Below are 24,167 nucleotides of genomic sequence, written 5' to 3' on the forward strand. Positions count from 1 at the left end.
CCGAATCCGCTGCTCGTGGGGTTTGGAGTCCGGTGCGGTCGGGGGAGCTCCAACCCATCTGACCTGCGGCGGAGTAGGTGCTCGCGGTTACCGGTCGTCGTTCGGGCGACTGCTCTGAGGGGCGATGCCAAGCCCCAGGGGCCGTACAGGGGCCGGGACGGCGCGGTCGTGTCCGGTCGACGGTGTCTACGGGGCGGTTCGTTGTCCCATTAGCCGGTTGTGCGGCAGGGCCGCCATCGCGCTGTGCAGACACTGTCGCCCCGCTGTGGTCCATCTGCGATGACGTCCAGGGGTGGGGAAACTGCCCCAAGAGGAAACCGCCAGGACGGGTTACTCGCCCCTCTTGGGTAGAGCCCTGCGGTTCGGCCGTCAGGCCGGTGTGACGCCCGACCCTGCACTGTTTCTAGGGCAGGTACGGCCCCCGAGAACGAACCTCAGAAGATCGACGAAGCCCTCCCCCGTCATGTCACACCACACCCGACGCCTTCTGTAGCCGACTCCATCCCTGGCGAGGCCAGGAAGATCACCGTCCGATGCAGCAGCATGATCAGCGGGCATGCGCGGGCCCGCGAGCTGCACCGGCTTACCTGGGCAAGTCGGCGTGTCGAGTCAGGGGACCCGCTGACGGCAGGGTCTCAGGTCGCCCTCGCCTGCTTGGCGACGGGCCAGGAGAAGAGGACGAGCAGACAGGTGTCGCCTGATGACCATCAGGTGACCGCTGTCCGCCCGGCGATTTACCGGAGTCCAGAGAATGCTTGGGGAGCGCCACCGCGAGCGATCAGCCGCCGACACGCCGCGCGAAGCACCCGAACCCACCGGAAGGAATCTCACGCCATGACCGAGATCGTGCCCAAGGCTCCGACCGCACCAGGGGTGCGGTCCTGGTGGGGGATCCCCTACGCCACCGCCGAGCGGTACCGCCGCCCCGTGGTCGCGGACTTCGATCCGAGTCTCCCGTACGACCGGAAGGGCGTCGTTGCGATCCAGCCCGACAGCGGCGACTGGCTCGAAGCGGACAGCGGGATGGGTGAGGACTGCCTGAACCTGAACGTGTGGGCCCCCGAGCGGCCGGCCGACAAGGCGCTCCCGGTGACCGTGTACATCCACGGCGGCGGATTCGAGTACGGCGCGAACACCCAGATCACCTCGAACGCCGCCGGTCTCGCCGCGACGGGACGCGTGGTGGGCGTGTCCGTCAACTACCGGCTCGGCGCCCTGGGCCCGCTCTCGCTCTCGCAGTACGGCGGGAAGCTCGCCGAGGCCAGCAACCTCTTCCTCCAGGACATCATCGCCGCGCTCACCTGGGTCCGGCGGAACATCGCTCACTTCGGCGGCGACCCCGACCAGGTCACGGTCTACGGCCACAGCGCCGGCGCCTACTCCACCTTCGGTCTGCTCGGCGCCTCCTCCGCGGACGGCCTGTACCGGCGCCTGGCCGGATTCTCCGGCGGGCCCGCCTGCTCCATCCCGGCCTGGTGGGCCGAGGAGCTCGCGCACTTGTTCGTCACCGAACTCGGCGTCGCGGACAACCCGGAGAAGCTGCTGGACCTCGACCCGCTCTCGCTGCGGGACGCCCTGCGCAAGGTCGCCCCGACGGACCTCGGAGTCCGCGGCGGGGTGGACAACAAGGCCACCGGCGTCGTCCTGGACCTCGGGCAGCCCGGCGCGGTGGTGCACGCCCACCCCATGGACGTCCTCGCCTCGGGCGCGCACCGCGACGTCGACATCCTGCTGAGCATGGCCAGCGACGACATGGGCTGGTGGGTGGCGAACGACCTCGACCGGTTCGACCCGGGCACCGTCGACCGCGTCGTCGACGAGGTCGCGGGGTGGCGTATTTCCCGCTCCCGCGCGCAGAAGATCGTCGACGCCTACGACCAGGGCGGCCGTACCCCGGCCGAGGTCCGCGCCGCGGTCATGGCGGACTACCTCTTCGCGATTCCCGCCGCCCGCGGCGCCCTGGCCCACGCCGCCGCCGGCGGCAACGCCCACCTCCTCCTGATCGGGCCCGCCGAGGGCGCGCCCGCCGTGCACGGCACCGAGATGTACGCCCTGGTCGGTCAGGAAAAGCCGGGCCGCAGCCCCGAGCAGGCCGAGCGGGACACCCGTATCCGCGACATCGTGCTCGACTTCGCCACCGGCGAGCACTCCCGTCTGTGGCCCGCGGTCACGGACAAGCCCACCTCGGAAACCGTCGGCAACTCTCCCTTCGAGGGCACCGCCCACTACCAGCAGGTCCTCGACCTGTGGGAAGGCATCGACCGCCCCTGACGGCCGGCGGGCGATACGGAACAGCGCAGGGGACAACAGGGAGTGAGTTGCTCGACATGAGTCAACCAACAGCAGCCGGCGACGCCGCACCGGCGACGATGCGGGCCGTCGTCGTCACCCGGCCCGGCGGCCTCGACGCACTGGAGATCAAGGATGTGCCGGTGCCCGTACGCAAGCCCGGCTGGGTGCGGATCAGGGTGAAGGCGTTCGGCGTCAACGAGTCCGAAGTCACCACCCGCAGAGGCGAGTCGGACGCGGAGGTCACCTACCCGCGTGTACCCGGCATCGAGGGCGTCGGCGTGGTCGACGAGGCCGACGAGGACAGCGAGCTGCGGCCGGGACAGCAGGTGGCCACGATGATGGGCGGCATGGGCCGCTCGTACGACGGTGCCTACGCCCAGTACGTGACCGTCCCCGCGGCACAGGTCATCCCGTTCGAGACCGGCCTGCCGTGGGAGGTCGTCGGTGCGCTGCCGGAGATGTTCCAGACCGCCTACGGATCGCTGACCACCGGCCTGGACCTCAAGGCCGGGCAGACGTTGCTGATCCGCGGCGGCACCTCCACGGTCGGGCTGAGCGCGGCCACGATCGCGAAGGATCTGGGAGCGACCGTGCTGTCCACCACCCGCACCGCGGCGAGGTCAGGGGAACTGAGGGCCGCAGGCGTCGACCACCCCCTCGTCGACAACGGCATCCTCGCCGACCAGGTGCGCGAGCTGATCCCGGACGGCGTCGACGCCGCCCTGGAACTGGTCGGCTGCTCGGCCCTCCCCGACACCCTCAACGCCGTCCGCCGCCACGGCACGGTCTGCTTCACCGGAGCCCTGGCGGGCCAGTGGACGATCCCCGACTTCAGCCCGTTCATGATCCCGGGCGGGGTGGGGCTGACCTCCTACAGCGGTCAGGCCGCCGACCTCCCGGCCGACGTCCTCGCCCACCAGCTCCAGGCCATCGCCGCCGGACGTCTCAACGTCCCGGTCGCGAAGACCTACCACGGCCTGGAACAGGTCCGCGACGCCCAGGCCGACCTCGAATCCGGCGGGACTCCGGGCAAGCATGTCGTCGTCCTGGACGACTGAAACCTGATCGCGGGACGCGACAAGGTCATCGCACACACCGTGCGTGGTGGGTGCCTCAGCCCGGCGATGAGCGTCGCCGCTCCCGTCGGTTCCGAAGGAGCCTTCCCCATGTGATCGATGGGAGTGCGGTCGTCGTGTCGGTCGAGTACCGACTGGCGCCGGATCACCCCGATCCCGCACCGGTCGAGGACTGCTACGCGGGGCTGGTGTGGATGGCGAAGGACGCGGCCGAGCTCGGGATCGACCCCGAGCGGATCATGGTCACCGGAGTCAGCGACGGCGGCGGCCTCGCGGCGGGGACCGCGTTGCCGACTGACTGCCGGAGGGGCCGTCCTCCACGCAACCCTCGACGACAATCCGACGGCACGCGACTTTGCCGCATTGCTTCCGCTGACGCTGCCGATGAACGACCTGTTCAAGCGTGAGAAGTACGCTCACCTGCCCCGGTCTCTCGCCGCGGGCGGCGAGCCGCGGTCCAGCTACGAGATCGGCAACATCGCCTACTGGTCACCCGGTCCCGACATCGCCATCTTCTACGACCAAGACGGCGAGTTTATCCCGGCCCCCGGCATCATCGTCCTCGGCGAAATCGACTCGGGGGCCGGTGCCTTGCAGAAGTACGACGGCGCGGTCGACGTCACCGTCGAGGCAGCCGACTGAGACTCGGCCGGTCACCGCTCACATTGTCAACGAGGGAGAAGAGGGGGGCCGGTCGCAGCCTCACCGGCTGCGTAGGCGGCCGGGGTGAGGCCGGTGCGGTCGCGGAAGAAGCGGCCGAAGTTCGCGGGATCGGTGAAGCCGAGGTGGACGGCCACGGTCCGGGCATCCCACCGGGCACCTCCCAGCAGGCGCCGGGCTTCCAACAGGCGCCGCTCGTCGATGAGTTCACGTACCCGCTTGCCGGTGGAGTCCCGGGTGGCGCGGCTGAGGGTGCGGACCGAGCAGCCGAGGAGTTCGGCGTAGTCGGCGGCTTGGTGCAGCTCGCGAAAGTGCAGCTCCAAGGCGTCCAGGAAGCACCCGTACCGGTCGGCACGGCCAGTGCCTGCCGTGGCCGTGCCGATGGGGGCGATGCCCGGGGAGTTGGCCAGGCGCAGCAGCAGCGATTCGAGCAGGCTGCGGCGCAGGGCGTGGTGGATGTCGAGGGGGCGGCGCCCCAGCGCGCGGTGTTCGTCCAGAAGTTGGAGTGCCGTCTGCTGGAGCCAGGCGGTGTCGTCGGGGTGTGGGCTGAGCACGGCGGGGGCCTCGTGCGCGGTGAGCGGTGCCAGGAGGCGGGCGAGGTCGGGCCGCAGCACGTCCGGTTCGAACAGGATGAACGGGCCGCGGGCCGCGCCGGGCGGATGCCAGCACTGCGCGTGCCCGGGACGCACCCACAGCCACTGGCCGGGCGCGACGGTCCGCGTGACATGGTCGACGTCGTGCCGCAGCTCACCCTCGGTGACCCCGATGAGGTAGTGGAAGGTGGCACGGCCCGGGCGAGGCGGATTCCACGGCCAGTCGTCGTGCTGGGCAAAGAAGTCCTCGACGGTACTCACCTCAAGGCCGTACGGAGTACCGACCGGGGGCTGGAAACCGTACAGCGGAACCGCAACTGGTCCGGCCTGTCTGCCCGGCCCGGAGTGTCGCTTGTCGACCATCACGTGTCCGCAGCCTACAGCCCTTGTCGTCGGTTTCGACGCAAGGATGGGACGTGCCACCGCCCGCGCGGCGCGCCCTCCGCTTCCTTCGATGCCACAGTCCGTCACCACCCCAGGAGGCACACCACCCATGAACGGATCAACCCTGCACACGACCGCCGCCGACTGCGCGGAGGAACTCCCCGGAGCCGAGCTGGAACATCCCTTCGGCCCTGACTGGGAGGTCTTCAAGGTACGCGGCAAGGTGTTCCTTCTGATGACCGAAGTCCCGGGGCGGCCCGTCGTGATCCTCAAGGCGGACCCCGGCGAGGCCCACGCCCTGCGGGAGCAGTACAGCCACATCACCCCCGGCTACCACATGAACAAGAAGCACTGGATCACCCTGGAGAGCGGAGAAGGCGTCGACGAGGAGCTCGTCCGGGAGCTCGTCACCGACTCCTACCGGCTCGTCGTCGCCCACCTGCCCAAGGCCGAGCAGCCCGTCGACCCGCACACCTACGGCACCGGCACGCGGAAGGCCAGGTGAGCACGGCAGGTGACCGGCTCCAGGACACCGCCCGCCGCGCGGCCCTGGCCCTGGCCGACGTCAGCCACGGCTACCCCTTCACCCCGGGACTCGACGTGTACAAGGTCGCGGGCAGGGTGTTCCTGATCGTCACCGACGACCCGGACGAACAGATCATCACGGTCAAGTGCGAACCTGAGCACGCGCGGGCACTGGAGCGCGGTTTCGCCTCGATCATCCCGGGCCGCTACCTCGACAAACGCCACTGGATCTCGCTGGGGCCGGGACCCGGCATCACCGAGCGGCTGATCGCAGACGCGGTCGAGGATTCCTACGACCTGGTCGCCGAGCGGCTGCCGCGACGCGACCGGCCCAGTGCCCGATGAGCGCAGCGAGCTTCCCCGCGAGAGGCTGAGCCGACGCCTGTCAGCGCCCCGTGCACCACTCACCGCGTCCTGATACGTCCGCTTCCGACCCGAGAGACCGATGGAACCGACCCTGCCGCTCTTCGGCGAGGAGCCCGCCCGGCCCCTCGCCGACCGCCTGCGCCCCACCCAGCTGGAAGAGGTCGTCGGGCAGGACCACCTCCTTGCCCCGGACGCCCCGCTGGGCCGCATGGTCGCCCAGCAACGCCTCAGCTCCGCCATCCTGTGGGGCCCGCCCGGCGTCGGGAAAACGACCATCGCCCGCCTCCTCGCGAACGCCGGCGACCTGGCCTTCGAACCGGTGTCGGCCACCTTCTCCGGCGTGGCCGACCTGCGCAAGGTCTTCACCACCGCACGAAGCCGACGCGGCATCGGCCAGGGCACCCTGCTGTTCGTCGACGAGATCCACCGCTTCAACCGCGCCCAGCAGGACAGCTTCCTGCCCTACGTCGAGGACGGCACCGTCACCCTGATCGGCGCCACCACGGAGAACCCGAGCTTCGAACTCAACGGAGCCCTCCTCTCCCGCACCCAGGTCCTCGTCCTCAAACGCCTCGACGAAGCCGCACTGTCCACGCTCCTCGACCGCGCCGAGCAGCTCACCGGTCACCCTCTGCCCCTGGACGAGGACGCCCGCCGCGCGCTGATCGCCATGGCCGACGGAGACGGCCGCTACCTCCTCAACATGGCCGAACAGCTCCAAGCCCTCCCGGACACCGAAACCACCCTGGACACCGCCGGGCTCGCCCATCACATCCAGCAGCGGGCCCCGCTGTACGACAAGGCGCAGGAGGGCCACTACAACCTGATCTCCGCGCTGCACAAGTCGATGCGCGGCTCCGACCCGGACGCAGCCCTGTACTGGCTCGCCCGCATGCTCGACGGCGGCGAGGACCCGCTGTTCGTAGCCCGCCGCCTGGTCCGCTTCGCGAACGAGGACATCGGCATGGCCGACCCGCACGCCGTCCAGCAGGCCCTCGCCGCCTGGGACGTGTACGAGCGACTCGGCTCCCCCGAGGGTGAGTTGGCGATCGCCCAGGCCGTCGTCCACCTCGCCACCGCCCCCAAGTCCATCGCCGTCTACCGCGGCTTCAACGCCGCACACCGATCAGCTCGGCACACCGGTTCACTCATGCCACCCGCCCACATCCTCAACGCCCCGACCCGGCTGATGAAAGACCTCGGCTACGGCAAGGACTACCGGTACGACCCGGACACAGCCGACGGCTTCTCCGGTGACGACTACTTCCCCGACGACATGGACCGCGAGACGTACTACCAGCCCACCCGCAACGGCTACGAAGCCCAGATCACCGAGCGCCTGCGCCACTGGGCGGCGCTGCGCGCCCGCCGGCAACGCGGCTGACCGGCCGCGCCCGCGACGTCTCCGCGAGGGCCCTCGCGTCGGACTGCAGCACTGCCCGGCCAAATGTCGGGGACGACTCCTGCCGTCGTGGCGTGTCGTCGAGCACGCAGGTGACTGCGAGAACCGCGTCCCTCCCGTTATGACGTCAGTGGTGTATGCTGCAAGCGTAATAATTGCAGATGGGGCTCATGCGTGACGTGGAAGATCGTCGTGGTTGAGCCGGCTCTTTCGTGGCTTCACGGCCTGCGCCGTACTGACCGCGACACCCTGATTCAGGTCAGCCAGGCTGTCGCTGCCCTTCAGGAGGAAGGGTCCGCGCTGGGCCGGCCTCTGGTGGACACGATCAAGGGCTCGGTGCTGTCGAACCTTAAGGAGCTCCGCCCCGGCTCGGCAGGGGCCACGGAAGTGCGGTTGCTGTTCGTGTTCGACCCGGACCGCCAGGCTGTGATCCTGGTCGGCGGTGACACGGCAGGCAACTGGTCCGGCTGGTACCGCGTGGCGGTGCCCCAGGCGGAGCAGGCGTACGCGGAGCATCTGAAGCGAATCGATGGAGAGGACGGGGCACGATGACTGATCACCTCAAGGACCCGCAGGCCGTCTCCTGGGGAGATCTGGCCGAGGATTTCGCCTTCACCGATGCCGAAAAGGACCAGATCCAGAAGGGGGCGCAGGCGATGGTCCTGGCCTCTCGTGTGCACCGCCTCGCCGAGTTGCGGAAGCGGCAGCACACCACACAGGTGCAGGTCGCCGAAGCCATGGGTGTCACCCAGGCCCGCGTCTCGCGCATCGAGAAGGGTCAGTTGGAGCGCAGCGAGGTCGACACCCTCGCCGCGTACGTCAAGGCGCTCGGCGGCAAGCTGAAGATCGTCGCTGACTTCGGTGATGAGAGCTACGTCCTCGGCTGACCCGATCGACGCGCCGCTACCCAGCTCGATGCGCGGTCCGGTGGGCGGGATCGACCAGTGAGGTCAGGGACGATGCTCCACCCCGGTGGCCTGGGATGGAGCATCATCGCGTCGGTAAGGGACTCCGCTGCGCGAAGGGTTCCAGCCCCTTGGCTGAACTGGGTGGACGCGGCTGCTGCTGTGGCAAGTGTCCAACTCGTCGACTGCCAGGGGCCATCGGGGGGCCACCAGGACAGGAACAGGCAGACAGGCACTGCACAGGGCTGACACGGATCGGCGCGTCTGACCTGCAAGAACGGCGTGAATCGGCAATGATCGGCAAGGACCGCCAAGATCCTCAAAGGACTCATAATCCGTCGGCCGTGGGTTCGAGTCCCACCCGCCCCACTTCGGCAGGCACCTGACCTGCGGAAACGTTCATTTAACGCGTCGCACTGTCCCGCGCCGTCCGCAACCGCACCACAGGCGTCCTGTACATCCTGGACGAGCCCTCGATCGGCCTGCACCCCGCCAACGTCGACGGGCTGCTCGATGTCATCCGCAGCCTGCTCGCCGACGGCAACTCGGTGGTCGTCGTCGACCACGACACCCAGGTCCTGCGCCAGGCCGACTGGTTCATCGAGATCGGGCCCGGCTCCGGGCGCGACGGCGGCACCGTCATCGCCGAAGGCACCCTGGCCGGCATCGGCGGTGACAAGAACTCCCGCATCGGTGGATTCCTCACCGGCCGCGAGGACATCCTCGTGCGCGCCCGCCCCGACGCGGACGACGTCTTCAAGACGGGCCGCATCCAGGTGAGGACGGCCCCGCTGCACACCGTGCACGCCCTGGACCTCGACATCCCTCGCGGACGGCTCACCGCCGTCAGCGGCGCCTCCGGCTCGGGCAAGACCACCCTCGTACTGGAAAGCCTCGTCCCGGCCCTGAAGGCCCACGCGGCAGGCGCTGAACTCCCTTCACACGTACGTGAGTTGATCGCCGACGGCATCACCCGCGTCAACGTCGTCGACGCCTCCCCGATCGGCATCAACGTCCGCTCCACGGTGGCCACGTACAGCGGTGTCCTCGACGATCTGCGCCGTGCGTACGCCGCCACCCCGGCCGCCAGGGACCGGGGCCTGAAGGCGGGCGACTTCTCGTACAACACCGGCAGCCTGCGCTGCCCCACCTGCGAGGGAACCGGCCATATCGAACTCGACGTCCAGTTCCTGCCCGACGTGGACATCGTCTGCCCCGACTGCGAGGGGCGCCGCTATGCCCCCGAGGCCGACGCGATCCGCCGTACCCCGCAGGGGAGTGACGACGAGCCCGGACCGACCCTGCCTGAGCTGCTCGCCTGTACCGTCGCCCAGGCCGTCGAGCACGTCGGCGACCTGAAGAAGGTCCGCTCCCGCCTGCAGATTCTGCAGGACCTCGGGCTCGGATATCTCACGCTCGGCGAAGCCACTCCGGCCCTGTCGGGCGGTGAGACTCAGCGACTCAAGCTCGCCTCCGAACTCGACCGCGACCAGCACGACGCCCTGTTCGTCCTGGACGAACCCAGCGTCGGGCTGCACCCCCTCGACGTGCGCGTCCTGCTCACCGTCCTGGAACGTCTGGTCGACCACGGCGCCACTGTCGTCTTCATCGAGCACGACCTCGAAATGATCGCCAACGCCGACCACGTCGTGGACCTCGGGCCCGGCGGCGGCGTCGACGGCGGGCGCATTGTCGCCACCGGCACCCCGGAACAGGTCGCCCACAGCGCGGACAGTGTGACCAGCCGCTACCTGCGCGATGTGCTCAACAGGCCCTCGGCCCGCCGGAGCCGTCCGTGACCGGACGGTCCGTCACCTCGCGGGCCGCGTAGGCGGCGGGGGCGAGGCCGGTGTGGCGGCGGAAGAAGCGGCCGAAGTTGGAGGTGTCACCGAAGCCGAGATGCGCGGCCACCGCGCGGGCGCTCCAGCCGGCGGTGCCAAGGAGGCGACGCGCTTCGAGGAGGCGTCGTTCGTCGATGAGGTCGCGTACCCCCTTGTCGGTCGCCTGCTGGGTGGCGCGGCTGAGGGTGCGTACGGAACAGCCCAGGAGTTCGGCGTACTCCGAGGCCCGGTGCTTCTCGCGGAAGTGCAGTTCCAGGGTGTCCAGGAACCGCCTGTAGGTGTGTCGGGAGCAGCGGGGGGAGTGGCCCGGGGGACGCCCGGCGAGTAGGCGAGGCGCAGGAGCAGGGCTTCGAGCAGGCTGCGCCGCAGCGCGTGGTGGGAGTCCAGCGGGCGGCGGCCCAACGCGCGGTGTTCGTCCAGGAGTTGGAGCGCGGTCTGCTGCAGCCATGCTGCGTCGTCGGGGTGTGGGGTGAGCAGGGGCGGGGCGTCGTGCGCGGTGAGCGGGGCCAGGAGGCGGGCGATGTCGGGCCGCAGCACCTCCGGTTCGAACAGGATGAACGGGCCGCCTGCGGAGCCCGGCGGGTGCCAGCACTGCGTGTGCCCGGGGCGCACCCACAGCCACTGTCCGGGGGCCGCGGTCCGCGTGACGTGGTCGACGTCGTGCGACAACTCGCCCTCGGTGACCGCGATGAGGTAGTGGAACGTGGCCCGGCCCGGGACCGGCGGGTTCCACGGCCAGTCGTCGTGCTGGGCGAAGAAGGCTTCGACGGTGGTCACCTCGAGGCCGAAGGGCGTGCCGACCGGGGGCTGGAAGCCGTACAGGGGGACACGGTCCCGTTCGGGCTGTCGTCTGTTGACCATCACGTGTCCGCAGCCTACCGCCCGTTTTGCCCTGCTCGCGCGGCCACCGAGCCGTGGGCCGGGGCGGGCAACGACTGTCGCGAGGCGCGGCAGTACCGGATCAGGCATGCCCGGAAACCAATCCTGTCCCGGGTGCGGCATGATTCCTCCGCAACCATCGCGTTCCTGGGGAGAACATGCGCCACCGCCACACCGTCACCGCAATAGCGATCACCGCGCTCGCACTTACCGCCTGCTCCAGCAACGACGAGCCCGAGCGCCTCACCGCCGAAGAAGTCGCGGCCGAACTTGCCGACGCGACCGGCGTCGTCGACCTCGGCGACCAGACCGACAACACCAGGTTGTGCTCCAACGAGGCTGCCGGCAAAGAGCCGCACAAGAACGACTGCGTCCAGCTCATTGCCACCTACACCGTCTCGATCTACGAGTACGGGACGCCGGCAGTCGCCGCGAACCGGGTCAAGGAAATGAAAACGGCCGGTGGCGACTGGCGGCAGGTCGACCGGTTCGCGCTCGCCTGGACATCGCAGGAGCAGAAGAACACGTCCGACCAGCGGCGTGCCGAGCTGGTCGCCGCGCTGGAGAAGCTGACAGCGAGTGAGGACTGACCGACCTGGACGGCCGATGACATGGGGTGAGCCCCCGGCGCGGGTGGCGCCGGGGGCTCGGTGTCGTCAGCGGGCGGGCGGGATCAGCCGAAGGCCTTGACAGTGCTCCAGTCGGTGGACAGGACCGTCTTGACCGGGGCGTTGGTGTTGGTGGTGGACGGGTTGTACAGCTTCATGGTGCCGGTGGCGCCGTCTCGGGCCCAGATGTCGGGCACCCCGTCCTTGTTGACGTCGGGGATGCCGATCGCGGCGGTGATGTTGGTCGCGGTCCAGTTGGTGCCGAACGGCACGTCACCGTTGACCGAGTTGGCCGCGAGCTTGATCGACTCCAGGTCGACGCTGCCGGCGACCGGGCCGGGCTTGCCGTGGCGGACGTACATGTTGCCGTTGGACACGTTCCGCCACAGCAGGTCGGGCGTGTTGTCCTTGTTCATGTCCGCGATGTTGACGATGTCGCGAGCGGTGGTGGCCCAGGCGGTGCCCTCCATGAGCGTGGCGGACTGGAAGCTGCCGCCGGTGTAGCCGGAGAGGATCCAGAACGCGGTGCCCGCGCGCAGGGCGATGTCCGGGTGCTTGTCACCCGTGATGTCGCCGATCGCCTTCATCTGCGTCCACGTGGACGGCGCCGGGGCGTTGGACGGCAGCCGGATCTTCATGCGCTGGTCGACGTTGTAGGTGCCGTAGCCGTCGCCCGGGTAGAGCCAGAACTGCTTGTCCGGGGTGACGGCGAACAGGTCGGTCGACCCGTCGCCCGGGTAGGCGTCGTTGTAGTGCGCGATCAGCGACGGAGTGCCGGCGGCGTCGATCCAGTGGTTCGCCGGGTCGATCTTCTTGCCGGCGGTGACGTAGGACGCGGCGAGGCAGTTGTACAACTCACCGCCGGTGCCGGGGACGGCCGGGTCGGCGGGGGCGCCGACACAGTTCTTCAGCCTGCCGTCCGCGTAGAGGACGAGCAGGTCGGCGATGTTGTCGCCGCCCGTGTCCATCGGGCCGTCGGCGGTGTCACGAGGCGGCAGGTAGAAGCCGTAGTCGCCGCGGATGCTCTGGTTGCCGTTGGCGTCGTAGGCGTAGACGTTGATCGTCACCGGTCCCGCGTGCGGCGGGGTGACACCGGTGATGGTGACCTTGCCGTTGACCGGGGTCGGCGCGTCGACGTAGCCCTGACTTTCGAAGGCGTACCGGAACTTCGACGCACCGGCTGCGGTGAAGGTGAAGTCACCGGGCTTGCCGAAGTTCACCTGCGCCCAGGTCTTGCCGTCCGGAGTGGACTCGGTGAACACCGTGCTGGTGATGTCCGGCTGCGGCGGGGCGGTCGGGTCGACGGTCATCTGGCACGGCTCGGTGCCGGCCGGGTAGAAGGTCGAGGTGGAGCCCGCGGCCGGGTACGTGGAGTCCTCGGAGCGCACGTCCCACTTGTAGAGGGTGTTCGTGGTGATGCTGCTGAGCAGCGGGTCCGTCGCCTCGATGACCATCTTGCCGTACCCGGTGCTGTCCGCGGTGGCGACGTACTCCTTCTTGGTGGTGCTGCCGTCCTTCCAGAAGCGGAAGCGCAGCTTCGGCGGAGCGCCGTCCAGGTCGGAGCCCTTGGCCTTCAGCGTGATGGTCGTACGGCCGATCAGCGCGCTGGCGGTCGGGCCCGCCACGCACGCACCGCCCGGCGAGGAGGTGCCGGAGGTCGGCTGGTTCGGCGGGCGGTTGAACTCGCCTTCGATCCGGGCACCGGTCGCGGCGAACTTGCGCCAGGTCTGGGTGTCGGTCTCGGACGTGGCCCGCATGCCGAGGGTGAGGTTCGCCCAGCCCTTGTCCGCGGCCTCCTGGGCCGCCGAGGTCACGTTGAAGGACTCCCACGCGTCCGGGCACGACGAGGACCAGCCGTGCGCGAAGGACTTCTTCTGCAGCACCCTCGACCAGCTCGGCTGCGCGTTCCACGTCGTACCCGAGGAGATGCCGCCCGTCAGCCAGAACTCCATCTGACGGTCGGTGCAGGACCAGGAGTGGTTGTTCACGATCTTGAAGGTGGCCCAGTCGAACTTGGCGCCCTCGTAGCTGGTGGAGAACCTCATCCGCCAGAAGGAGCGGGCCAGACCGCCGGTGTCGCTCTCGTAACCCACGCGGGCGTCGGAGGTGCCGGAGGAGAAGTTCGTGCCGTTCCAGAAGCTGGAGTTCGGGTACTTCTTGTACGCCACGGTCCAGGCCAGCCAGTCGCTGTTGAGCGGCGGGTCGATGAAGACCGGGAACCGCGTGTCCTTGTCGGTGAACAGGCCCGTGGCCGCGACGTCCAGGTTCAGCGTCGCGGAGCCGGTGCCGTCACCGTCGAGGACGACGGGGAGCTGGGCGGACTTCGCGCCCGGCTCGATGCCCGTCAGGCCCGACAGCTTCAGCACGTCGGCCGTGGTGGTCACGGAGGTGCGCTGCGGCGCGCCCGGGGGCAGCTCGGGGTCGCGGCCGGCCGAGTCCCAGGCGAACGGGGTCGGGATGCTGCCGGCCTCCTTGCCGTCCTTGCCGAGGACCCGGATCCGGTTGGCCTTCGTGTCCTGCCGGAACACGGCCGTCTTCGAACGCAGCCCGTACGAGACGGTCGCGAGGTCCTTGTTCCGCGCGGCCTGTTCGTCCTTGACGATGAGGAGCTGGCCGAAGCCGCCCTCGGCGCGCACGACCAGCAGCAGGTCGACACCCGGGAACACCTCGGGGTAGAGGGCGCGCGGGCCGTCGAGCACCGGCTCGGGCAGGGTGTCCGGCCAGGTGTACGCGACGGTGTGGCCGTTCAGGTCGACCTCGGCGAGGACGGTCTCGCCGGCCAGCGGGGAGCGGACGTACGAACGGTCGGCGCGGTCCGCGGACCGGGTACCGCCGGCGAAACGCACCGGCACGACCGCGTTCACCGGACGGATGCTCAGCGAACCGGCACCCTTCGTCCGGCGCAGCGTGGTGTCGATCGGGGCCCACTTGCCCTGGGCGTTCTTCGCACGCTGCGGCTGGGCGTCGATCTGGGTGCGCATCTTGCCGTTCGGCAGTGCCCAGATGAGCTGGTTCTCGGTGGTCGCCGTGTCGACGAGCACCTTCTTCCCGGTCCGCCTGGCCTCGGCCGCGGCAGCGGCCTCGTCGCGCGGACCGGTCGACGCCTGCCGGGCATCGGTGGCGGGCGTGCCGCCGTCGGCGGTCGTGGGCCCGCTCGGCTGCCACCAGGGCAGGAGCGCGGCGGTGAGTGCGGCCAGGACAAGGCCGAGAGTGAGGCTCAGCCGTGCGCGCGTGCGCACGAATGGGCTGAGAAGACGAGGCGGCGCTGGCACGGCGGTCTACTCCCGTAGGAACCAGAGGATTTCGGACAGCACAGACAGCCCCGTGGCGCAGACCACGGGGCATAGGCGCGCACACGATCACACGAAGGTCATGCAACGTCCATTTTTTAAGGATTTATGAAGCTGTTATGTGTCGTCGCGTCAGAATCTGATGCCTTGTGAAGGCATCGGTATTCGGGTGATTTGATGGAGTATTACGTTCGATTTGCCCCTGATGCCTGATCCGCGGCGAAGATTGGCAATGTGGCAGTCTGTTTGCGATTGCACCGTGGTGAATCTCACGTCGAGACCGCTCTGCTCGCTTTACCCGATCTTGAAAGTGTGGCGGGCATGACAGAGAGTGCGCACGCACGCGCCTGATCCGGACGCGTGCTCTTTGGTGTTTCCGCACCTCCGTTGTCTTGTTCGTCTGGGTGGGAGTCGGCGCGTATGCGTGCTTCAGGTCCACTGTCATGGCTGGGGCGAAATCGCCTGGCCATGACAGAGTCACAACGACGGCGCCGTCGGCGAAGCCGCGCGGCGATCGTCCTATTGCTGTCCTCGACGTTGACGGTGACCAGCCTGGGCTCCGAGGCCCTGGCGGTGCCCGGGCCCGGGATGTCCCGTGAGGAGACGACCTCTGAGGTCGACCTCCCCGACATTCCGCCGAGCACCACGCTCGCCGACAACGCGCAGGCTCCGAAGACGCTGAGCACGGCGCCGGAGAACCCGATCACGGCCTACGCACCGGTCGCCACGGACCCCTGGGCGGCGGATGCGGGCCAGGCGAACCCGTCGACGGCCACGCCGGGCACCACGGTCCAGGTCAAGAACACGACCACTCAGGCGCTCCTGCCGGTCGGTGTCGGTGTGCCCGTCGGTCAGGACCCGGCGACCATCGCCGGTGACTGGCAGGTCGCCGTCAAGGCGACGACCACGTCCGAGGACGCCGGCGTGCCCGGCATGATCATGGAGATCGTGCCGCCGGTGACGGCGGACCCGACGGCGCAGGTGCTCGTCGACGTCGACACGACCGCCTTCGAGGACCGCTACGGTCAGCTTGCCGCCGAGCGCTTCGGCCTCGTCCTGCTGCCCAACTGCGTCATCGACTCCCCGGAGGCCGACGACTGCGCGCCGGACACGGGCATCCAGACCATGTCGATCGGGGACGAGCCGGACGCCGAGGTCGAGCGGCTGCGCAGCACCGTCAAGGAGGTGCCGGCGGCCAAGACCAAGCTGAAGGCGACGTCCGGCAAGACCAAGAACGCCGCGACCCGCCAGATCCTCTCCGGCACGGTTCCGGTCGCGAACCTGCTGCCGGACGAGAACGCCCAGCCGACGGCCTCGGGCGCCTCCGTGCGCACAGCCGCCTTCGCGTCGAACGTGGGCGCCTCGGGCCGCCAGGTCGTCGGCGCGATGGACACCGGCTCCTCGGCGTCCGGTGACTTCACCGCCTCGCCGCTGCTGTCCTCCGGTTCCTGGGCGGCGGGTTCTTCGAACGGTGCCTTCACCTACTCGTACCAGGTGCAGGTCCCGGAGACCGCCGGCGGCCTGATGCCGAAGGTGAGCCTGTCGTACAACTCGCAGTCGGTCGACGGTCGCACGTCGTCGACGAACAACCAGGCTTCGTGGATCGGTGACGGCTGGGACTACAACGCCGGCTCGATCACCCGGACGTACAACAACTGCCGCCAGGATTCCAAGCGGGCCGGGGCCAACAACACGGACCACAAGACCGCGGACCTGTGCTGGGGCTCGGAGAACGCCACCCTGTCGCTGGGCGGTATGACCACCGAGCTGGTGTGGGACAAGGACAAGGGCCCGCTCGGCTCCGACGGGAAGCCCGTCGGCCAGTGGTTCACCGCCAACGGTGACGGCTCGAAGATCGAGCGGCTCAAGGACACGTCCAAGGACCCGCGTTCGGGCGTGCTGAAGGACGAGGACGGCGAGTACTGGGTCGTCACGACCAAGGACGGCACCCGTTACCACTTCGGTCTGAACAAGCTCCCGAACTGGTCGGACAACGGCACCGCCACCGACGACCCGTACACCGACTCCGTCCTCTCGGTGCCGGTGTACGGCAACCACTCGGGCGAGCCCTGCTACGCGGGCGCGGGGACCACCAACTGGAAGAACTCCTCCTGCCTCCAGGCCTGGCGGTGGAACCTCGACTACGTCGAGGACATCCACGGCAACGCCATGTCCCTCTTCTGGGAGCGCGAGGAGAACTACTACGCGAAGAACTTCTACTTCAAGGGCCCGGTCAAGTACCACCGCGGCGGCTACCTGTCTCACATCTACTACGGCCAGCGCAAGGAATCGCTCTTCTCCGCGCCGGCGCCGGCCCGCGTCGGCTTCACCGTCGCCGAGCGCTGCTACCCCGAGGCCGGTCTGACCTGCTCGGAAGCGGAGTTCACGGACAAGGACCCGGGCAAGTACCGCATCTGGTACGACACCCCGGCCGACCTGAACTGCAAGGCCGTCACCTCGACGTACACCCGCAAGTGCTGGAACGCCGGCCCGACGTTCTGGACCCGCAAGCAACTGGACAAGATCACCACCTCGACGCAGCGTCGTACCGACACCACCGCGCGCCAGGTCGTCGACGAGTACCAGCTCAAGCAGAGCTTCCCGGTCCTGAAGACCGGCGCCAACACCGCGCTCTGGCTGGAGTCGATCCAGCGCACCGGCTACGCCCGCAACGGTTCCACCGACGCCTCGGTGAAGCTGAACGCGGTGCGGTTCGAGTCGAACTCCGACGACATGCCCAACCGCGTCTACCGCGGCAGCGCCGCGACGGATCCGCGACCCGGCTTCTCGCGTCTGCGCATCGCGCGTGTCGTCAACGAGTACGGCGGCGAGACGGTCGTCACCTACAAGCCCCGCGAGACCGCGTGCCAGGACAGCACGAACCTGCCGGGCAAGACCGAGACCGCCGCGCTGAAGTCCAACAACCGTCTCTGCTACCCGGTGTTCTGGCACCCGGACGCCGAGATCGAGGACATCGACTGGTTCAACAAGTACGTCGTCGACACGATCGAGGAGCTGCCGAACGTCGACGGCTCGTACTCGACGCTGACCGGCTACGACTACAAGAACGCCGGCTGGAAGCTGGCCGAGGCCGAGTTCACGAAGAAGTCCACCCGGACCTACTCGCAGTTCGCCGGCTTCGAGCAGACCACGGTCACCACGGGCGAGCGCAAGGCCACGGCCGACAGCGGTGAGGGCACCAGCCCCGCGGAGGAGATTCCCGGCGTCGACGGCCCGAAGACCAAGGCCGTCACCCGCTTCTACCGCGGCATGGGCGACACCGTCCCCGTGAAGGACGTCCACGGCAACACGATCACGTACAACGGCCAGCCCGTGTACGACCGTGACGCCTTCGCCGGCCGCATCGCCGAGGAGCTGTCCTACACCAACGCGACGGACGCGGACACCAACTGGCTGACCCGCAGCATCACGATCCCGGAGGCCACCGAGCTCGCCAGCCGCGACCTCGGCGACGGGCTCAAGCCGCTGAAGGCGTGGCGGGTCACGGAGCCCGAGGAGATCGCGTACACGAAGTCCTCAGGAACGGGCGACGACACGCGGACGCTGCGGACGGTCAAGACCCACACGACCTACGAGTCGACGTACGGTCTGCCGACGCTGGTGGAGTCCCTCGGGGACGCCGATCCCACCAAGACCGGCGATGAGTCCTGCACCAAGCTGGAGTACCTGCACCGCACGGACAAGAACCTGATCGGTCTGTCCAAGCAGGTCCTGGTGTCCCCGACGACCTGCGCGAACGCCAACTGGACCAACCTGTCCACCCTCAGCGGGGCGCAGCGTACGGCGTACGACGGCCAGCCGTTCGACGCGAACCAGACGTCGCTCATCTCCACCACCCGCGCCCTGGCCACCGAGTCGTGGTCGCTGAACCGCACCGGCACCAACTTCCAGACCAACGGCACCACCGGTTTCGACGAGATCGGCCGGGTGATCCGGCAGACCAACGCGGAGCAGCTGGCCAAGGTACCTCCGAAGTCCTCCACGATCAGCTACGAGTCCATCGGACCGGCCACGGGCCAGATCTTCAAGGTCACCACGACCAATGAGCTCGGCCACAGCCAGATCCAGGAGCTGGAGCCGGGCCGCGCCACCACGGTCAAGACCACGGACCCGAACGGGCACGTGAGCGAGGCGCTGTTCGACCCGCTGGGCCGTCTGGCCGAGGCCTGGGCCCCGGGCCGGGCCCCGGGTTCGGGCGTGCCGGACTTCAGGGCCGAGTACGTCGTCCCGGCCGAGGAGCCGGACCCGAGCGACCCGAACGGCGGCAAGATCCGCAAGCCTCCGTACGTCACCACGTACACGCGTGGCTACGAGGACCGGGTCGAGAAGTCCGTCACGATCTACGACGGTCTGGGCCGCGAGCGGCAGTCGCAGGAGGAGGCGGACGGCGGTGGCCGTCTGATCACCGACACGCTGTACAACAGGGCCGGTGAGATCTACCAGACCAACAACGCCTACCTGAACCAGGACGCCCCGAGCAGCGAGCTGTTCACGCCGCTGGCGGACACCACCGTCCCGAACATCACCCGGTACAAGTACGACGGTCTCGGCCGCGTGCTCGAGGAGATGCCGGTCCTCAAGGTCAAGCTCCCGGGCACGACCGAGGCCATCTCGCAGGAGGTCCCGGAGAAGGCCGTCCGCTACGAGTACGGCTCGGACTGGTCGAAGGTCATCCAGCCGCAGGGCGACTCGTCCTACCGCGTCTGGACCGACGCGACCGGCCGCACTGTCCGGACGGACACGTTCAACCCCGCGGCGCCGGGCGGCTTCACGTCGACGCGCTACGAGTACGACACGCAGGGCCAGCCCGTGAAAGCGTCCGCCTCGGCGGACCCGACGCACCCATGGACCTGGACGTACGACAACCGCGGCAACATGGAGACCACGACCGACCCGGACAAGGGCACGACCCGGATCGAGTACGACTCCTTCGACCGTCCGCTGACCACGACCAACGCCCGTGGCGTCAAGGTCTGGAACGGCTACGACGATCTGTCGCGGCCGATCCAGACGCGTGAGAACAGCTCCACCGGCAAGGTCCTGACCGAACTCACCTACGACAACGTTCCGGGCGGCAAGGGCATGCCAGCCACCGCCACCCGCTACACGGACACGCTGGCCTACACGCAGAAGGTCAACGGCTACACGAAGGACTACCAGCCGACCTCGACCACCCTGTCCCTGCCGCAGTCCATCGTCGACACGTGGGGCTTCGCCAAGGACTACACGTACGACTACGTGTACTCCGACAACGGCATGCTGAACGAGACCACCCTTCCCGCAGCGGGCAAGTTCGCCAGCGAGAAGATGGTCATCCGCTACAACAAGGACGGCAAGCCGCTCTCGATCTCCGGAAAGGACTGGTACGGCTCCGAAACCGTCTACTCGCCCTACGGCCAGGTGCTCCGTTCCACCCTGGGCGCGATGCCGTACCGGGTGTGGACGCAGAACACGTACGACGAGAGCAGCGGTGAGCTCAAGGAGCAGTCGGTCCACCGCGAGAAGGGCGGCCCCAACGACACCACCGCCGACAGGAGCCTCGTCGGCGGCACCCTGGTCTCGAACCGGGCCTACACCTACGACCCGGCCGGCAACGTCACCTCGATCCAGGAGAAGTCCGTCGGGATCGACGAGCGTCAGTGCTTCAGCTACGACCCGATGGGTCAGTTGAAGTCCGCCTGGACCAACAAGGAACCGGCGACGCAGGGCTGCACCACGCCGAAGAACACCGACGGCACGCTCAATGCCGTGTCCGGCACCGACGGCTCCGGCTACTGGCAGGAGTACGAGTACGACCTGCTCGGCAACCGCACCAAGCTCACCGAGAAGGATCTCTCCGGCAACACCGCCAAGGACGCCGTCAGCACCTATGCCTACGGCAAGGCCGACGGCAGCCAGCCGCACACGCTGACCAAGGTGTCGAAGACCTACACGACCCCCGCGGGTCAGCAGGTCAAGGCCGAGGCCACGCGTCTGTACGAGCTGACCGGTGAGACCAAGACGATCACCTCGGTCGGTAACGGTGACAAGCAGGAACTGACCTGGACCTATGACGGTCAGGTGGACCGGATCACCGGTCAGGGCACCGGTGGCAAGACCCCGTACGTGGGTCTCGGCCAGAAGTGCCTCGACCTGAAGTCCGGTCTCGCGTCCGCCGGCCAGGCCATCCAGCTGTACACCTGCAACGGCACGGTGGCACAGAGCTGGCAGTTCGAGCCGGTTCCCGGCTCGACGGAGGCCCCGCAGGCGGACCCGAACCTGGGCACCCTGAAGGTCTACGGCAACTGGTGCCTCCAGCCGGCCGCCAACACGGCGGGCTCCGCGCTCCAGCTGCAGAAGTGCAACGGCACCAGCGCCCAGCACCTGAAGCGCAACGCTGCCAATCAGCTGACTCACTTCGCCTCCGGCCTGTGCCTCGCGGTGCAGGGCGCGGCGAACGCGAACTCGACGCCGATCGTGCTCGCCACCTGCGACGCCGCGTCCACGGCCCAGCAGTGGCTGCCGCAGAACGACACCCGTCACATCTACGGGCCCGACGGCGGCCGCCTGCTGACCATCCAGGGCAAGCAGGCGACGCTGGACCTGGGCGAGGCGCAGGTCACCGTCCAGCAGGGCGGCGTCCTGGTCCGCACCGAGCGCACCTACGCGGCGCCCGACGGCGCGATCCTGCGTTACGCCAACGGCACGGGCTCCGAGACACTCACCGCGCTCGCCACGGATCACCAGGGCAGTGTGTACACGGAGGTCGTGCTCAACACCGGCATGCCGGTGCGGGTGCGCAAGCAGGACCCCTTCGGCAACCAGCGTGGTGCCGACAGGACAGGGCAGAACCTCCAGACCAACAAGGGGTTCCTGGGCCAGACGCGGAACGACGCCTCCGGCTTCCAGCCGCTGGGAGCTCGTCTCTACGACCCGGTGGTCGGACGCTTCCTGTCCGTCGACCCGGAGATCGACCTGAACGACCCCCTGCAGTCCAACGGGTACGCGTACGCGCAGAACAACCCGCTCACGTACGCCGACCCGAGCGGACTCGCGATCACCCTGACCGCCTCGGAGCGGGGCGCCGCCCTCAGCGGCGCGGGACTGTCCCCGGCACAGGTCGCCCAGGCACAGTCCATGATGGGCAAGTCGCTGTCCTCGGTGATCCTCTCCATCGCGTGGGCGACGCTGAAGGACTTCATCGGCATCAGCGACGCCATGGCCTGCTTCGGCGGCGACATGTGGTCCTGCGGCGGCCTGATCCTCGATGCCATTCCCTGGGGCAAGATCGGAAAGATCCCGGCGGTCATCAAGGCGATCGACCGTACGATCTCCGCCATCCAGGCGTTCAAGGCGGCGAAGAAGGCCGCCGAGATCGTCCTCAAGGCCGCCAAGGCCGCCGAGGCAGCGGCCTTGAGAGCCAAGAAGGCCGCCATTGAGAGGGCCAAGAAGGAGGCCGCGCAACGGGCCAAGAAGAAGGCCGCCGAAGCAGCCAAGAGAAAGGCCGACGCGGCAGCCGCGGCGAAGCGCAAGACGGGTAACAACACCCACAAGCAGGCCCAGGCGAAGGCGGCACCCAAGCCTTCCTCCATGCCGCAGCGCAAGCCCAGCGCCGGCAACGGCAAGAGCTCTGGCGGCGGAGGCGGCGGCAAGTCCGGCGGCTCCTCCCGCAGCAACGGTGGCTCCAGCGGTGGCGGCGGCTCCGGTAAGGCCGATGGTGGTGGTGGCGACCCCGACGGGGAAACCTTCTACCGGACGATCAGCGAGGAGCACTACCAGACCCTGAAGGACGGTGGCGGTCTGTCGGGGACCGGCGAGACGTTCACGTCCCCTACGCAGGCGTTCTCGGAGGACTACGACGGTGTTCTCATCAAGTTCACGGTGAAGCCGGGCACCACCGCGGCCCTCGCAAAGATCGGGGTGCGGGACGAATCCGGGATGGTCAGGGCGGCGTACCCGAACATGCCCTCGATCAAGACCGTGAACAAATGGAACAGGAATCACGCCCAGTTCAAGCAAGAGGGCGACCAGATCAACATAGGCCTGGGCAGGGGTAAGGCGCTCAAGCTCTTCAATGAGAACATCACCGCATGGGAGGTGGTCAGGCGATGACCCCAGAGGAGCAGGATCTGGTCATGGGCCTCGTGCTCGTACCGGGTAAAGGCCGAACGCGCACGCTCGACGAGGTGCTCGCCCACTTCGGCGAGTCCGACGGTGGGGCCCTGGCGCTCCGGCTGCTCCGGGACGCCATGGAGCGCCGGGACGCCGACGACGTCGAGATGGCGTTGATCGTCAAGTCCGCCGCCGACGCCTCGGGCGAGGAGTTCCTGGAGCCGTTGATCGAGCTGTCCCGTGCCGACTGGCACACTCGCCACGAGGACGTCGTGCGCATGCTGGGCAAGCTCCGCTCGCCCAGGGCGGTGCCGGCGCTGCGCGAGGCGGCTCGCTGGGTTCCCGAGTACCTGGACTGGGACGAGAACCGGGCGCTCGCGGTGAAGGCGATCTGGGCTCTCGGCGCCATTACCGGCGCGGAGGCCCGGGAGGCCCTCGAGGGCTTGCGCGACGACGAGAACGAGATCATCCGTGAGAACGCGCTGAAGCAGCTCGCACGCCGCGGCGAGCTCTGACCGCGGAGGTGTAGCCGTTCATCCGGAACGCCCGGCCGAGTTTCCTCGGCCGGGCGTTCCGCCGTATCCGGAGCCTGTCGAGAGGCGGGACATCACCGCCGCGCCTCACTGGACCTACCCCGGTGAGTACCTCTGCCAGTCCGGGTTCACCAGCGCCGGGGCCACCGGCGGCCCGGTCTGCAACATCAAGGTGCTCTTCTACTGGAACGACTCCGAGGACCTGATGGAGGGCGAGCAGATGGACGGCCAGGAAGCCGCCCGCAGCGGCGACAGCGGCGGCCCCCTCTACCGAGTACTCCCCGGAATGCCACGCACCGACTCGTCGAGGACCCGCAGCAGTTCCCGGTCGTCCCGGCACCGTGATTCCCACCAACGCGAAGCTGTCCAGGCCCACCGTGGTCGGGGAGACGCTGCCGATCACCTGAATGACATCGTCGGCGATCAGACGCTTCAGCCGTTCACGCACCGCGTCGCCCGACAGTTCGACCCGAGCGCCGAGTTCCGCGTACCCCGCGCGCCCGTCTGCGATGAGAAGCCGAAACCCGTCAAATTTGCATTACTGGACCATCTGCAAGAGATACGCACAGTGCTGCCCGACTCTGCGGGCCGAGCGTGAACTATCCGGCAGAAGGCTGCCGTGTCCCTGCCGAGTGGTGGGTGATACCCCGCCGTGTGGCTGGAGCTGCCGTTCGCCGGGTCGCAAGGGCTCTACGTGACTT

General features: G+C 68.6%; 15 protein-coding genes and 2 pseudogenes. 13 read left to right on the forward strand and 4 right to left on the reverse strand.

From position 1 onward, the window contains the following. The first annotated feature begins 834 nt into the window (after window positions 1-834). The 4 genes and pseudogenes from PV396_RS15440 to PV396_RS15455 all read left to right on the forward strand — a co-directional run bounded on the left by PV396_RS15440 (window position 835) and on the right by PV396_RS15455 (window position 4,010). Complete coding sequence (locus tag PV396_RS15440; protein WP_319204870.1) at window positions 835-2,271, forward strand: carboxylesterase family protein; 1,437 nt, start codon at window positions 835-837, stop codon at window positions 2,269-2,271. 56 nt (window positions 2,272-2,327) lie between these two features. Continuing rightward, complete coding sequence (locus PV396_RS15445; RefSeq protein ID WP_319204872.1) at window positions 2,328-3,350, forward strand: alcohol dehydrogenase catalytic domain-containing protein; 1,023 nt, start codon at window positions 2,328-2,330, stop codon at window positions 3,348-3,350. A gap of 101 nt (window positions 3,351-3,451) precedes the next feature. Further along, window positions 3,452-3,679, forward strand: a pseudogene (locus PV396_RS15450) (alpha/beta hydrolase); the annotation flags it as partial. Continuing rightward, window positions 3,663-4,010 (forward strand): cyclophilin-like fold protein, encoded by a 348-nt coding sequence (locus tag PV396_RS15455; protein ID WP_319205545.1) that lies wholly within the window; start codon window positions 3,663-3,665, stop codon window positions 4,008-4,010. The pseudogene PV396_RS15450 and the gene PV396_RS15455, both read left to right, overlap by 17 nt. A gap of 26 nt (window positions 4,011-4,036) precedes the next feature. On the opposite strand, the gene PV396_RS15460 is transcribed toward PV396_RS15455, so the two are convergent. Next, window positions 4,037-4,882, reverse strand: coding sequence for an AraC family transcriptional regulator (locus PV396_RS15460; protein ID WP_319204874.1), 846 nt, complete (start codon window positions 4,880-4,882; stop codon window positions 4,037-4,039). 232 nt (window positions 4,883-5,114) lie between these two features. Between PV396_RS15460 and PV396_RS15465 the strand changes: the two genes are divergently transcribed. From PV396_RS15465 to PV396_RS15490, 6 genes are all read left to right on the forward strand, one after another. Continuing rightward, window positions 5,115-5,510, forward strand: a complete 396-nt coding sequence (locus tag PV396_RS15465; RefSeq protein ID WP_319204876.1) for an MmcQ/YjbR family DNA-binding protein — start codon at window positions 5,115-5,117, stop codon at window positions 5,508-5,510. After that, window positions 5,507-5,875, forward strand: coding sequence for an MmcQ/YjbR family DNA-binding protein (locus PV396_RS15470; protein WP_319204878.1), 369 nt, complete (start codon window positions 5,507-5,509; stop codon window positions 5,873-5,875). The genes PV396_RS15465 and PV396_RS15470 overlap by 4 nt, the downstream gene beginning before the upstream one ends. Window positions 5,876-5,975: 100 nt before the next feature. After that, a complete protein-coding gene (locus PV396_RS15475; protein ID WP_319204880.1) occupies window positions 5,976-7,280 on the forward strand; it encodes a replication-associated recombination protein A in 1,305 nt (434 codons plus the stop codon). A gap of 192 nt (window positions 7,281-7,472) precedes the next feature. After that, window positions 7,473-7,850, forward strand: coding sequence for a type II toxin-antitoxin system RelE/ParE family toxin (locus PV396_RS15480; protein ID WP_319204882.1), 378 nt, complete (start codon window positions 7,473-7,475; stop codon window positions 7,848-7,850). Further along, window positions 7,847-8,185, forward strand: coding sequence for a helix-turn-helix domain-containing protein (locus PV396_RS15485; RefSeq protein WP_104780727.1), 339 nt, complete (start codon window positions 7,847-7,849; stop codon window positions 8,183-8,185). Before PV396_RS15480 ends, PV396_RS15485 begins: the two co-directional genes overlap by 4 nt. A gap of 566 nt (window positions 8,186-8,751) precedes the next feature. Continuing rightward, window positions 8,752-10,002, forward strand: a complete 1,251-nt coding sequence (locus tag PV396_RS15490; protein ID WP_319204886.1) for a hypothetical protein — start codon at window positions 8,752-8,754, stop codon at window positions 10,000-10,002. Here PV396_RS15490 and PV396_RS15495 read toward each other — a convergent pair. Further along, a pseudogene (locus tag PV396_RS15495) lies at window positions 9,968-10,905 on the reverse strand (helix-turn-helix domain-containing protein). The gene PV396_RS15490 and the pseudogene PV396_RS15495 sit on opposite strands and share 35 nt — an antisense overlap. 176 nt (window positions 10,906-11,081) lie before the next feature. Here PV396_RS15495 and PV396_RS15500 point away from each other — a divergent pair. Continuing rightward, window positions 11,082-11,513: a hypothetical protein gene (locus PV396_RS15500; RefSeq protein ID WP_319204888.1), complete on the forward strand. Its 432-nt coding sequence runs from the start codon at window positions 11,082-11,084 to the stop codon at window positions 11,511-11,513. A gap of 83 nt (window positions 11,514-11,596) precedes the next feature. Here PV396_RS15500 and PV396_RS15505 read toward each other — a convergent pair whose 3' ends face one another. Continuing rightward, on the reverse strand, window positions 11,597-14,512 hold the full coding sequence (locus PV396_RS15505) for a DNRLRE domain-containing protein (protein WP_319205547.1): 2,916 nt from the start codon (window positions 14,510-14,512) through the stop codon (window positions 11,597-11,599). 897 nt (window positions 14,513-15,409) lie between these two features. On the opposite strand from PV396_RS15505, the gene PV396_RS15510 reads away from it, so the two are divergent. Then, entirely contained in the window at window positions 15,410-22,933 is a 7,524-nt protein-coding gene (locus PV396_RS15510; RefSeq protein WP_416071421.1) for a ricin-type beta-trefoil lectin domain protein, read from the forward strand. After that, window positions 22,930-23,448 carry a HEAT repeat domain-containing protein gene (locus PV396_RS15515; protein WP_319204892.1) on the forward strand — a complete coding sequence of 173 codons (519 nt, stop codon included), beginning with the start codon at window positions 22,930-22,932 and terminating at the stop codon, window positions 23,446-23,448. The genes PV396_RS15510 and PV396_RS15515 overlap by 4 nt, the downstream gene beginning before the upstream one ends. Here the strand turns inward: PV396_RS15515 and PV396_RS45120 are convergent. Beyond that, window positions 23,399-23,977 (reverse strand): Lrp/AsnC family transcriptional regulator, encoded by a 579-nt coding sequence (locus PV396_RS45120; protein WP_416071422.1) that lies wholly within the window; start codon window positions 23,975-23,977, stop codon window positions 23,399-23,401. The two genes, PV396_RS15515 and PV396_RS45120, sit on opposite strands and share 50 nt — an antisense overlap. Window positions 23,978-24,167 lie beyond the last annotated feature (190 nt).

Source organism: Streptomyces sp. ME02-8801-2C (assembly GCF_033793965.1).
Classification (GTDB): Bacteria; Actinomycetota; Actinomycetes; order Streptomycetales; family Streptomycetaceae; genus Streptomyces.

What these genes read in the sequence shown, in the direction of transcription:
- PV396_RS15440 (WP_319204870.1), top strand. Translation starts at nt 835, where the DNA reads ATGACCGAGATCGTGCCCAAGGCTCCGACCGCACCAGGGGTGCGGTCC.
- PV396_RS15445 (WP_319204872.1), top strand. Translation starts at nt 2,328, where the DNA reads ATGAGTCAACCAACAGCAGCCGGCGACGCCGCACCGGCGACGATGCGG.
- PV396_RS15465 (WP_319204876.1), top strand. Translation starts at nt 5,115, where the DNA reads ATGAACGGATCAACCCTGCACACGACCGCCGCCGACTGCGCGGAGGAA.
- PV396_RS15475 (WP_319204880.1), top strand. Translation starts at nt 5,976, where the DNA reads ATGGAACCGACCCTGCCGCTCTTCGGCGAGGAGCCCGCCCGGCCCCTC.
- PV396_RS15485 (WP_104780727.1), top strand. Translation starts at nt 7,847, where the DNA reads ATGACTGATCACCTCAAGGACCCGCAGGCCGTCTCCTGGGGAGATCTG.
- PV396_RS15500 (WP_319204888.1), top strand. Translation starts at nt 11,082, where the DNA reads ATGCGCCACCGCCACACCGTCACCGCAATAGCGATCACCGCGCTCGCA.
- PV396_RS15505 (WP_319205547.1), bottom strand. Translation starts at nt 14,512, where the DNA reads ATGCGCACCCAGATCGACGCCCAGCCGCAGCGTGCGAAGAACGCCCAG.
- PV396_RS15510 (WP_416071421.1), top strand. Translation starts at nt 15,410, where the DNA reads ATGTCCCGTGAGGAGACGACCTCTGAGGTCGACCTCCCCGACATTCCG.
- PV396_RS15515 (WP_319204892.1), top strand. Translation starts at nt 22,930, where the DNA reads ATGACCCCAGAGGAGCAGGATCTGGTCATGGGCCTCGTGCTCGTACCG.